Consider the following 10,022-nt stretch of genomic DNA (forward strand, 5'->3'; position numbering starts at 1 on the left):
CCCCCCCCCCCCCCCGCCCCCCCCCCCCCCCCCCCCCCCCCCCCCCCCCCCCCCCCCCCCCCCCCCCCCCCCCCCCGGGACCTGCCCGGCGCGCATGGACACTCCGCCCCCGGAGCGGCCCCAGCGTCGCGGCGCCCGCGACATCACGCCCGGCCGCCCGCACCCGGATGCGGCATGATCCCCCGCATGAAGCCCCCTCACCTTCCGACGACCGAGTCGGCCGTCCGCGCGATACGCGAGATCGCGCGGGAGTACCGCCTGACGATGACCGTCACCGACGACATCGGTGCGGACCGGGTCTCCCGCCGTACGACCGCCGCCCTCGGCACGGCCGTCGACGCCGACGGATCCCTTCCGCACGAGGCGTTCATCGACCTCGCAGGCAATCCCCCGGTCAGCGTCCGCCTCTTCCCCGAAGACGACGCGCACATCACGGTGGACCGCGTCGACTTCCACGACGTTCCCCGTGACGCGGTTCCCGCCTTCCTGCGCTCCGTCTACGGCGGCCTCGCCCACACGAAGGGCCGGTTCTTCCCGCCCGGACTGTGGCTGGTCGTCCCCCTGCCCGGCGACGCGACGTACAAGGAGCTCGTCACCCTTGGCGACCCCGGCCCCTGGCTGCTGCGGATCGCCCGCGACGCCTGAGAACTCCGGGCGGACACGGCCCGCGTGTCCCGGTGGATCGAGGGTCAGGACGGGCCTCCCGTCAGCGTCGGCCGCGCCGGGCGGCGGTAGCGTGGGCGGCCTGTGCATGGAGGAGGCTGCGATGGACGAGCCGGCGAAGCCCGACGTGGAGGTGCCGGAGGGGGATGCTCCTGCGGAGCTGGCCGTTCGGGACCTCGTCGTCGGGGGCGGGCCCGAGGTGAAGACGGGCATGGTGGTCAAGGTCCACTACGTCGGGGTGACCTTCGAGACGGGGAAGGAGTTCGACGCCTCCTGGGACCGGGGCGAGCCGTACAAGTTCGCCCTGGGCGGCGGCAAGGTCATCAAGGGCTGGGACCGGGGGGTGAGGGGGATGAGGGTCGGCGGCCGGCGCGAGATCATCGTTCCCCCGCGTCTCGGCTACGGGAAGCAGTCGCCCTCGCCGCTGATTCCGGCGGGGTCGACCCTGGTCTTCGTGGTGGACCTCCTCGACGCGTACTCCCCCGCGTCCGGGTGGAGCAGGGACCGGTGAGCGCGGCCGGGCCGCGGGCCGCGAAGGGCGCCTGACGGGGGAAGCCCCCGGCCGGGCGCCTTCGCCCGGGCGCGGTGCGGTCAGTCTCCGAGGAGGGTGCGGGCCTGCGAGAGCAGGCTCAGGAGTTCGGTGCGCGAGGGGGTCTCCTGCGGCGGCTCGGGGGTGTGGGCGGTCAGGACGTGCAGGGCGACGGCGGCCTGGCGGGCGAAGAGGCCCAGCAGGTCGAGTTCCGGCAGGCCGGAGCGGGCCTGCGGGGACGGGTCGAGCACCTCCAGGACGCCGAGGACGCGGTCCCCGCGGATGAGGGGGGCGGCCATCAGCGCGTTCGGGACGTAGCCGGTGGACTCGGCGATGTCCCGGTCGAAGGACGTGCTCTCGTGCAGGTCGTCGACCACCATCGGCTCCCCCGAGGCGGCGACCCAGCCGGCGATCCCCCGGCCCGCCGGGAACCGGCGGCCCACCAGGAACTCCTGTCCCTGCCCGGAGACGGCCTCGAAGACGAGCTCGTCCGCCGCGGCGTCCAGGAGCATGATGGAGCTCGCCTGCGCGCCGAAGATGGCGCGCGCGGTGTCCACCACCGTGCGCAGCAGCTCCGCCACGGCCGGATCGGGCCGGGGGGCTGCGGACGCGGCGGAGGTGATCGTCTGGGTCATGGGGCTTCCCTTCCGGCGGCGGCCGTTACCGGCGCTCGTGGACACGGACGTTGGCTGCGGACAGGTACAGGGCGTTCTTCAGCTGGAACGGCGTCAGCCGGGGGCTGCTGGACAGGATCCGCGCGCAGAGCCCCGCGATGAACGGGGTGGCGTAGCTGTTGCCGGAGCTGCGGATCGAGGTGCCTCCGAGCCACGCCACCTGGACCTTCTGGCCAGGGGCGAAGAACTCCACCGGGGGCTCGGGGTTGTAGAGGTGGAGGTCGGGGTCGTCCTCCTGGTGGCTGCCCACCGAGATCACCGAGGAGAACCGCCAGGGGAAGCTCTCCACCCGTGTGTTGTGCGCGGAGGCGACGATCACGGTCTGCTGGAAGTACGCCTCGTCGGCCAGCCGGCGCAGCTCGTCCACGAAGCGCTCGTGGGTGGTGGACAGGCTGAGGTTGATCACGTCGAAGCGGCGGCGCACGGCCCACCGGATCCCTTCGAGGAGGACGTCCCCGCTGCCGGAGAAGCGGTCGCCGAGCACCCGGACGCTGGACAGCTCGCAGTCCGGCGCGGTGCGCCGGATGATCCCGGCGCAGGCGGTGCCGTGACCGCAGAGGTCGCCTTCCTCTGTCTCCTCCACGTGGATCCCGTGCTCGTCCTTGAAGACCCGCCACGAGCGGTCGACGGGGCCGACCATGGGGTGGTCCCGTTCGACGCCCGAGTCGACGACGCAGACGCGCACGCCGCGTCCGGATCCGCCGGGGAGGCCCTCCTCGGGCAGGTCCGGTGGTCCGTCGGCCTCCACCGGGACGTCTGCGGGGCCCCGGCCCCGCAGGCCCCAGGTGAGCGCGGGCGCCGGTTGCTGCGCGGTGGTCATCGTGGTGTTTCCTTTCCGGCTCCGGTGGCCCGTGCGAGGGCGGGCCCGTGCCAGGGCGAGCGGGTGGAGCAGCGGGAGAGCACGGCCTCGGCCTGGCGTACGGCGGGCAGGTGGCCCTTGGCCGCGAAGCGCCGCCGGGCACGCGTCGCCGCCGCGGCCGCGTCGGCCGGACGGCCCAGTGCGAGGTCGGTACGGGCGAGGTCGAGGGCGGCGGTGCCCTGGACGACGGGCGAGTCGGTGCGGGCGGCGGTGGCGAGCGCCCGGGCGGCCAGCCGGGTGGCGGCCGCGGCCTGTCCCCGCGCGGCGGCGATACGGGCGCGGAGCCCGTCGAGGTCCGCGGACTCGGCGCGCGGCCGGGCGGGCTGGCCCCGGTCCCCGTCGAGTTCGGCGAGGGTGCCGTGGGCGGTGCGCCAGTCGCCGAGGTCCAGCCGGATGCGGGCGGTGTCCAGCAGGGCGCTGCGCAGCAACGCCGTGGCACCCAGGTCCCGTGCGGCGGCGGCGGCCCGCTCCAGGTTCGAGAGCGCTTCCTCGTGGCGGCCGGTCAGGTCGGCCACGGTCGCGGTGAAGATCGGCAGGAAGGCGTCCGCCTCGGCGTAGCCGAGCCGCTGTGCGAGCTGCTCCGCCTCCGCGAGGCAGGCCAGGGCCCCGTCGCGGTCGTCGTGGAGGGCCAGCACCACCGCCAGCGGGCAGTTGAGCGTCAGCCGGACGGCCCGGCGGCCGGCCCCCTGGTCGGCGAGGAGCTCTCGGCAGCGGGCCACCGCGGCCACGACCGGCTGGGGGCCGCGCCAGAGCGAGACCCCCAGCGCGCCGAGGGCCGCGGCCCGTTCCGGCTCGGCATCGGCGCGTACGGCGTGGTCCAGCGCGCCGGCGAGCAGGTGCTCCGCCTCCCGGTGCAGGCCCTGTTCCTGGGCCCGCTGGGCGAGCCGCAGGCAGGCCCTGGCCTGGCCTAGGTCGTCGCCGGCCGCCGCGAAGACCGGCAGGGTGGCGTCGGCGGCCTCCGCCGGTGACTCGTCCGATCCGGCGGGCCGGCCGGCCGAGGCCAGGGCGAGGCGGGCGTGCGCGGTCTCCACCGCGTCCCCGCCGCCGGCCGGGGTCTCGGCCAGCACCTCTTCGAGCAGTGCTCTGCCTTCGGTGCCGCGCCCCAGGTCGAGCAGCGTCTGGCCGAGCCGCCGGCGGGCCGCCGTGCTGCCCGGCTCGCCCGGCGCGTAGCGGGCCGCGGCCCTGGAGAGCACGTCGGCCGCCCACACGGGGTCGGCGTGGGCCAGCGCCAGCCGTCCGGCCTCGGCGAGGGCGTCGGCGGCGTCGCGGCGCAGCCCGTCGGTGTGCGCGTCCTGGGCGCCGAGCTCGATCCGGTACCGGTAGGCCTGTTCCAGATGGCCCCCGACCGCCGCGCTGCCCCGCCGGCGGACCGAGTCCAGCCGGGCGGCCCGTTCGTGCCGGTCGGCCCGGTCCTGCTTGGACTGGCTGGCGTAGACGACCTCCTGGACCAGCCCTCCGGCGAAGCGGAACGCCCCGCCGTCGGGCCGGATCAGGCGGTGCCGGACGAGCCGGTGCAGCAGGGGGCGCAGCTCCGGCCCGGTCCACGCCGGGGCGGGGTCCGCGGCGAGCGACGTCAGTTCGTCGGCGGTGAAGTCTCCGCCCAGGACGGAGGCCAGGCCCAGGGCCCGGTGCTCGGGAGGGTCGAGGGCGTCGATCCGGGCGCCGATCAGGGCTTGGAGCGGGAGCGGGACGGTGTCCGCGTCGACGGGGTCGCCGGCGGCCAGCAACTGCTCCAGGTGCAGCGGGTTCCCGCCCACGCGTGCCAGGACCAGGGGGCCGAGCGGCTCGCCGTGGGCCGTGCCCCCGGTCAGCTCGGCGGCGAGGAGCTGTGCCTCGGTGTCGGAGAGTCCGCCGAGCGTGACGGCGTCCAGGGCCAGTTCGGGGTGTGCGTCGAACAGCTGGGGGCGGGTGAGCAGGACGATGAGGACGGCCGCGTCGGGGAGGGCCCGCAGCAGCCGGTCGAGGGCGTCGAAGAGGGGTTGCGCGGCCCAGTGGCAGTCGTCGATCACCAGGGCCACGGGGTGCGCCGCGGCGAGCTGGGCCAGGACCTTGGCGAGCGCTGCGCTGGTGTCCGCCGGCGACGGGTGGGGCGTGCCGTTGCGGAGCAGGCCCTGGTGCAGCAGGTCCAGTTCGGGCGAGGGCGCGGCCGGGCCGACGCTCCTCAGCAGGTCGGCGACGGCGTCGGCGAGCGGTCCGAGGCTGGGCTGTTCGCCACGGTCCCGGCAGCGCCCGACGCCGTGTCGTGGGCCGCCGGGGGCGGCCGCGGCCCGGTGGAGCCATTCGCGCACCAGCCGGGTCTTGCCCTGGCCGGCCTCCCCGCCGACGACCACGCGATCGGCCCGGCGGGTCCCCACCACGCGGTCCCACGCCCGGTCGAGCAGGGCGAGTTCGCGGGTGCGGCCGATGAAGGCGAGGTCGAAGCGGCGCAGTGCGTCCGGACCCTCCTCCTCGTCGAGGCCGAGCAGGCGGTGGGCGCGGACCCGGTCGCTCTTTCCCTTGAGCAGCAGCGGGCCGGTCTCCGTGGTCCGGACGCCCGGGCCGGCCGCCGCCAGGGTGTCCGGTCCGATGAGGATCTCCCCGGCGGCGGCGTTCTGTTCCAGGCGTGCGGCGATGTTGACGACCTCGCCGGAGACCATCGCCTGCCGCAGGCTGGCCGAACCGGTGACGGCCTGGCCGGTGTTGAGGCCGATGCGCATGTCCAGCCGTACGCCGACGCCCTGCTCCAGCCGGTCGTTGAGCCCGGCGAGGGCCTCGCGCATGGCCAGGGCGGCGGCGACCGCCCGGCGGGCGTCGTCCTCCCGTACGGCCGGCACGCCGAAGACGGCCATCACGGCGTCCCCGATGAACTTCTCGACGGTGCCGCCCTGCTCCTCGATCCGCAGCCGCATCAGGTCGAACCAGCGCAGCGTCACCGAGCGCAGGGTCTCCGCGTCGAGTGCGCCGGAGAGCGCCGTGGAGCCGACCAGGTCGCAGAAGAGGACGGTCACCACCTTGCGGCCGGTCGGCTTGGCGGCGACCGGCGCGGGGGCGCACGGGCTGCCGCAGAAGGGGCAGAACCGGGCGCCGGGCGGCAGTGCGCTCCGGCACGAGGTGCAGGGCATGGGTTCCTCCGGTGGACGGGGCGGCGGGCGGCCGGGGTCAGAAGAGGGCGCCGCCCGCGACGTCGGCGTGGGCCTGCACCTCGGGGGCGGCGGCGTCGAGCCGTCCCCTGATGTCGACGAGCAGGGCGAGTTCCTCCGGGGCCAGCGCGCGCAGGACCTCGTGCTGCTCCTCGGTGAGGGCGTCGAGGTCGAACCCCGCGGCGGCCAGCGCCTCCAGGGTGGGTTCGGCCGGGGCGTCGTCGTTCGGCACGGTGCGGTCGGTCACGGGTGTCCTCCGGGGTCGGCGGCGAGGGAGAGGAAGAGCCGGGTGAGCAGGTTCGCCGTGTGCAGCGCGCTGACGGAGACGGCGGTCTGCCGGTCCGGGGGCGGCGCGAGCGCGTCGAGCACCCGGTACAGGTCGTCGAGGTGGCCGCCGTCGAGCGCGGCGTGTTCCCTGAGGGTGCGGAACGCGGCGTCGGGGAGTCCGGTGACCTCGGCGAGGCGGTCGGCGAGCCGGGGCCCGGGGGCGTTGCCCTCCAGGACCGCGATGTAGCCGAGCAGTGCGACGGGGTGCTGGTGCTCGATGCGGTAGTACTGCGCCCCGGCGAGTTCGACGGCGAGGGGGTGCGGGACGGCGGCCGGCCCGGCGCCGGCGGCGGCGAGGTCCTGGAGCAGCCAGGTGTCGTGGTCGCGTTCTTCCTCGGCGTGGCGCCTGTAGTAGGCGGCGAGGCGCCGCGAGGCCGGATCGTCGCGTTCGGCACACCGTTCGGCGGCCCGTTCCAGCAGGGGCACCGACGCCCGTACGAGCGGGTACATGGCCGCCAGGTAGCGCGGGTACCGCTGCCGTAGCCCCTCCGGTCGCCAGAGGACCGCGGTGGCGGCCCTCAGGGCGGTGGCGGTGGGGGCGAGCTTGGTCCTGAGCGCGAGGGAGGGGCGGGCGGTCATCGGCTGCTCTCCTGCGGGCCGGGGAGGGTTTCGACCAGGTGCGCGTAGCGGGCGCAGCCCATGCGGCGGACCAGGTCGGCGGGACCGGCGGCGAGTTGCCGGCGGGTGCTGAGCCCGTCGAGGAGTTCCCCGACGCGGCCGGCGCCGTCGCGGGCGGCGCCCGCGAGGACGTCGGGGCGGTCGGCGATCGCGTGGCAGCTGCGGCAGTAGTCGGCCGGGGCGGGCGCGGTCCCGTGGCGGGCGTGCAGCCGCAGGGGCCCGACGGAGCGCAGCATGCGCAGCACCGGGGAGCCGAGGGAGCGTTCGCGGACGGCCTGCCAGTCGTCGTCGGCGATGTGTCCGAGCCTCAGGTGCGGGGGAACGGGGCGGCGGTCGACCGTCCACTGGTTGCAGCAGGCGGCCACGGTCCCGTCGAAGGCGACGACCGGCCAGGCCGCGAGGGTGCAGGGGGTCGCGCGGGAGCCGTCCGGTCCGGCCGGTGTCCGCCGGACGAGGCCGGCGGCGCGGCCGAGCGGCCGGACCTCGTTGACGAGGAGGGGCACCCGGCCGCCGAAGGTACGGCGGACGTCCGCGACGGCGTCCGCCAGGTACGGGTCGTCGGGTCCGGTGCCGGTGAGGTGGACGCTGGCGGGGATCCCGGCGTCGAGCACGGTGCGCAGGGCCCGCAGCACGTGCGCGCGGGGGACTTCGCGCTCGTGGTGGACGTCCATGCTCGCCGAGAAGTGGTCGAGGGCGGTGACGGCCCGCATGATCCGGTCGGGTACGCGTCCGTCGCGGGCGAAGAACATTCCGCTGAGCAGGGCCACGCGGGAGCCCGCGGCGCGGGCGAGAGCGGCCAGGCGGGCGGCGAGTTCCGGGAGCAGCAGTGGTTCGCCGCCGGTCAGCATGACCACGTCGGGGCGGTCCTGCGCGCCGAACGAGCCGATGAAGCGCAGCAGGTGCTCCGGGTCGGGCTGCTCCGTGGCCGCCATGGAGGAGCCGGTGGAGCAGTGTGCGCAGCTCATGGGGCAGCGGCGGGTGAGCGCCACGAGCAGGCCGCCACAGGGCACCGGCCGCAGGCCGATGAGCTCCGCGAGCTCCACGTCTGTTCCTCCGTAGCTCGAACCGCGCACGCGGGTCGCGCGCGGGCATGGCCCGGATCGTGCCCGCGCGCGCCAGGCTTCCGGTTCACGAACGCCTGGGGATCGGTTCATCCGCAGGTCAGCGCGGCCGGGGGCGGGGCGCACCAGGGGGTGCGGGCGGGGATTTCGGGTCGTTCCGCGTCCCTGAGCTGGGCGCATACCGGCGCCGAACCGGTGGCCAGGCGTTCCCGTACCCGGCGTCCGTAACTTCTTTCTCAGACGGCGCAGCAACGCCGACCGACCAGAGGAGAAGAACATGAGCGAGAACATCAACCCCGAGGCCGAGACCGAGAACGAGGACATCGAGGTCGTCGCCCACAGCGAGGACGGCGTGACCGACGGCGGCGGCTGCGTCATCAACAACTCGCACGAGATGTGACATTGCGTCATCGAGGCTGAGCACCGCGCGGGCCCCCGGCTCTCGGCAGATCCTGCCCAGGGCCGGGGGCCCGCGGCCACCCCGGCACCGGAACCGGCACCGCGAGGAGCGGCACACCATGAACATCCTTCTCTGCCCGCTCAGTGACGGCGGCTACCTCTACCCGGCGATCGCGGCCGGCCGCGAACTGCGGCGCCGGGGCCACGACGTCGGCGTGCTGGGCCGGTCCGGCGCGGCGGCCGTCGCCGCCGATGCCGGGCTGCCGTTCGCGCCGGCGGAGGAGTACGGCGGCCACCGGGCGTTCTCCGCCACGTGGTGGGGGCCGCACGGCGCCGCGCAGTACCGGGCGACCGTACGCGCGGCCCGGGAGACGGGCGCCGACCTGCTGGTCACCTCCGTACTCTGCAACGGCGCCCTGCTCGCCGCCGAGGCACTGGACCTCCCGGTCGTGGTGATCGGGCTCGCCGCACACCTGTGGGACTACCGGGCCGGCGGCGACGACGAGCCGCACCTGGGCCGGACCCGGCAGAGCCGGACCGAGGGCTGCCTGGGGCTCTACAACGGCCTCCGGGAGGAGGCCGGTCTGGCGGGACGTGCCTCCCGGTGGGGGGACGAGCCTCTGCTGGGCGACGCGCTGCTGCTGCGCGGGGATCCGGAGCTGGAGTATCCGGGCACGCGACTGCCCGAGCGGGTCCGGCACGTGGGGCCGCTGCCCTGGGAGCCGACGCCCGACCCGGCGGAGGTCGAGGCGATCGGGGACCACCTGTCGCGGAACGGCAAGCCCGTCGTCTACGTCCATCTCGGCCGCTTCTTCGAGGGCAGGACCCTGTGGCCGCGGCTCAACGAGGCCTTCACCGACGGTCCGTTCCAGGCCGTCGTCGAGCAGGGCCGGTCCACGGACCCGCAGCCCGCGCCGGGTGCCGACGTCCTGCTGGTCCGCAAGGGCTGGATGGGACCGCTCGTCGACCGCGCCGGCCTGGTGCTGAGCAACGGCACCTCCGCGCCCGTGCTGGCCGCGCTCCTGCGCGGCCGTCCCCTGGCGCTGTCGCCCAACGGCTCCGAGCAGACCCTGCTCACCGGCGCCTGCCTGCGGGCCGGCGTGGCCTCGTACTTCCCGAACGACCCGTCCGTGGCCGCTTCGGCGCTGCTGGAGTCCGCCTGGCGGGACGCCGGTCTGCGCGCCAGCGCCCAGGTGCTCGGCGGCCGGCTGGCAGCGACGGACAGCGCGGCACGCGCGGCCGACGCCGTCGAGCGGGTGGCCGGGACGTCCACCGCGCCTCCGCCGCGCGCCTCCGCCGCCTAGGCGTCCACCCCGCGGCCCAGGCGTCCGCTTTCCCGAAGGAGAACCATGAGTACGCGATCAGTAGGCCTGGACGAGGCCGTGACCGGCCTGGCGGCGGGTGCGCAGCGGTGGATCCAGGCCAACGCGGCCTACCTCGACTCCCCGGCCGCGCACGCCGAACTGCCGGAGATCCCCCGTGCGAAGGCCCTTCTGCAGCTCGCGATGCTCCGCCGCTACTGGGAGAAGCACGCGCCCGCGGACCCCGCCCTCGCCGAGGTGACCGCGGTCGTGGAACAGGTGTGGCAGCGCCCCGACTTCCCCGGGCTCCTCGGCCTCGCGGGCATACACGCACGGCAGTTCCAGCTCATGTACGCGGCGCTGGGGGCGGCCCGCGCCCCCACCCCCCCCCCCCCCCCCCCCGCGCCCCGGCCGGGGGGGGCGGGCGGGCGGCCCCCCCCCCCGCCGCCGCCCCTCCTTGCTATGGCGGGGG

11 protein-coding genes are annotated in these 10,022 nt (G+C 75.9%); 5 read left to right on the plus strand and 6 right to left on the minus strand.

From position 1 onward, the window contains the following. Positions 1–186: 186 nt before the first annotated feature. Both WDV06_RS34150 and WDV06_RS34155 read left to right on the plus strand, forming a co-directional pair. On the plus strand, positions 187–645 hold the full coding sequence (locus tag WDV06_RS34150) for a hypothetical protein (protein WP_395513705.1): 459 nt from the start codon (positions 187–189) through the stop codon (positions 643–645). A 121-nt stretch (positions 646–766) separates the two neighbouring features. After that, entirely contained in the window at positions 767–1,174 is a 408-nt protein-coding gene (locus WDV06_RS34155) for an FKBP-type peptidyl-prolyl cis-trans isomerase (protein ID WP_395513706.1), read from the plus strand. A gap of 80 nt (positions 1,175–1,254) precedes the next feature. On the opposite strand, the gene WDV06_RS34160 is transcribed toward WDV06_RS34155, so the two are convergent. Genes WDV06_RS34160 through WDV06_RS34185 form a run of 6 tightly spaced genes read right to left on the minus strand, consistent with a single transcriptional unit; the run spans position 1,255 to position 7,832 of the window. Continuing rightward, positions 1,255–1,827: a GAF domain-containing protein gene (locus WDV06_RS34160; RefSeq protein ID WP_395513707.1), complete on the minus strand. Its 573-nt coding sequence runs from the start codon at positions 1,825–1,827 to the stop codon at positions 1,255–1,257. Positions 1,828–1,852: 25 nt separating this feature from the next. Next, the gene (locus WDV06_RS34165; RefSeq protein ID WP_395513708.1) at positions 1,853–2,686 is read right to left on the minus strand and encodes a S8 family peptidase; all 834 of its coding nucleotides are present in this window, start codon (positions 2,684–2,686) and stop codon (positions 1,853–1,855) included. Continuing rightward, positions 2,683–5,826: an adenylate/guanylate cyclase domain-containing protein gene (locus WDV06_RS34170; RefSeq protein ID WP_395513709.1), complete on the minus strand. Its 3,144-nt coding sequence runs from the start codon at positions 5,824–5,826 to the stop codon at positions 2,683–2,685. Before WDV06_RS34170 ends, WDV06_RS34165 begins: the two co-directional genes overlap by 4 nt. Before the next feature lie 37 nt (positions 5,827–5,863). Further along, positions 5,864–6,091, minus strand: a complete 228-nt coding sequence (locus WDV06_RS34175) for an aroma-sacti cluster domain-containing protein (protein ID WP_395513710.1) — start codon at positions 6,089–6,091, stop codon at positions 5,864–5,866. After that, complete coding sequence (locus WDV06_RS34180) at positions 6,088–6,750, minus strand: iron-containing redox enzyme family protein (protein WP_395513711.1); 663 nt, start codon at positions 6,748–6,750, stop codon at positions 6,088–6,090. Before WDV06_RS34180 ends, WDV06_RS34175 begins: the two co-directional genes overlap by 4 nt. Continuing rightward, positions 6,747–7,832, minus strand: a complete 1,086-nt coding sequence (locus WDV06_RS34185; protein ID WP_395513712.1) for a radical SAM protein — start codon at positions 7,830–7,832, stop codon at positions 6,747–6,749. The genes WDV06_RS34180 and WDV06_RS34185 overlap by 4 nt, the downstream gene beginning before the upstream one ends. Positions 7,833–8,127: 295 nt before the next feature. On the opposite strand from WDV06_RS34185, the gene WDV06_RS34190 reads away from it, so the two are divergent. The 3 genes from WDV06_RS34190 to WDV06_RS34200 all read left to right on the plus strand — a co-directional run. After that, positions 8,128–8,250 (plus strand): hypothetical protein, encoded by a 123-nt coding sequence (locus tag WDV06_RS34190; protein ID WP_395513713.1) that lies wholly within the window; start codon positions 8,128–8,130, stop codon positions 8,248–8,250. A gap of 118 nt (positions 8,251–8,368) precedes the next feature. After that, on the plus strand, positions 8,369–9,553 hold the full coding sequence (locus tag WDV06_RS34195; RefSeq protein WP_395513714.1) for a glycosyltransferase: 1,185 nt from the start codon (positions 8,369–8,371) through the stop codon (positions 9,551–9,553). Between the two features lie 45 nt (positions 9,554–9,598). Further along, the coding region (locus WDV06_RS34200) for a DUF6895 family protein (RefSeq protein ID WP_395513715.1) at positions 9,599–10,022 on the plus strand (424 nt) is incomplete at its 3' end.

It is taken from the genome of Streptomyces racemochromogenes (genome assembly GCF_044129415.1).
Lineage (GTDB): Bacteria > Actinomycetota > Actinomycetes > Streptomycetales > Streptomycetaceae > Streptomyces > Streptomyces racemochromogenes_A.

Bases quoted from the DNA above. Each gene is read 5' to 3' on its own strand.
- WDV06_RS34150 (WP_395513705.1), top strand. From the start codon at position 187: ATGAAGCCCCCTCACCTTCCGACGACCGAGTCGGCCGTCCGCGCGATA.
- WDV06_RS34155 (WP_395513706.1), top strand. From the start codon at position 767: ATGGACGAGCCGGCGAAGCCCGACGTGGAGGTGCCGGAGGGGGATGCT.
- WDV06_RS34160 (WP_395513707.1), bottom strand. From the start codon at position 1,827: ATGACCCAGACGATCACCTCCGCCGCGTCCGCAGCCCCCCGGCCCGAT.
- WDV06_RS34165 (WP_395513708.1), bottom strand. From the start codon at position 2,686: ATGACCACCGCGCAGCAACCGGCGCCCGCGCTCACCTGGGGCCTGCGG.
- WDV06_RS34170 (WP_395513709.1), bottom strand. From the start codon at position 5,826: ATGCCCTGCACCTCGTGCCGGAGCGCACTGCCGCCCGGCGCCCGGTTC.
- WDV06_RS34180 (WP_395513711.1), bottom strand. From the start codon at position 6,750: ATGACCGCCCGCCCCTCCCTCGCGCTCAGGACCAAGCTCGCCCCCACC.
- WDV06_RS34190 (WP_395513713.1), top strand. From the start codon at position 8,128: ATGAGCGAGAACATCAACCCCGAGGCCGAGACCGAGAACGAGGACATC.
- WDV06_RS34195 (WP_395513714.1), top strand. From the start codon at position 8,369: ATGAACATCCTTCTCTGCCCGCTCAGTGACGGCGGCTACCTCTACCCG.